Raw genomic sequence first — 524 nt, forward strand, 5'->3', positions numbered from 1 at the left:
GAACACGACCGAGAACACCGAGGACAACTCCGAGGTGAATACCGAGGACAACACGGCGGTGAACACCGAGGACAACACCTCGTTCAACACGGCAGCGAACACGGCCGATAACACGGACCGTGCACGTCTCTCGATTCTCGAGAAGCCGCTCACCGAGTGCGACACCCTGTACGCGACCGGCCGCAGCTTCACCCCCGGAGGAGAAGTGATGCTCGGGATCGTCGAGATTCCCAAGGAGCAGATCGTCTCGTTGCAGTCGCGGGCAGGGAAGATCCCCGCCTTCGACCGGGAGATCGGAGTCGTGACCGCCGACCAGAACGGTCGCTTCACCGCAAGTTTCAAGACGAACTTCGGTGAGGGCTACTGGGATCTCTACGCAGTGGACACGACCAATGGCCGATTCGACGTCGACGATTTCATGGTTGACGCCTGCGCCGCGACAACCGACAACACCGTCGAGAACGGTGCCGACAACACGGCAGTGAACACGGCAGTGAACGGTGCCGACAACACGGTGGCGAACA

At 60.9% G+C, this 524-nt stretch carries 1 protein-coding gene; it reads left to right on the forward strand.

Annotated features, from left to right (window positions below; translation table 11 throughout):
• Positions 1-58: 58 nt before the first annotated feature.
• The coding region (locus NS354_RS13625) for a hypothetical protein (protein ID WP_206542604.1) at positions 59-524 on the forward strand (466 nt) is incomplete at its 3' end.

The organism is Leucobacter chromiiresistens (assembly GCF_001477055.1).
In the GTDB taxonomy this organism is placed as follows: Bacteria; Actinomycetota; Actinomycetes; order Actinomycetales; family Microbacteriaceae; genus Leucobacter; species Leucobacter chromiiresistens_A.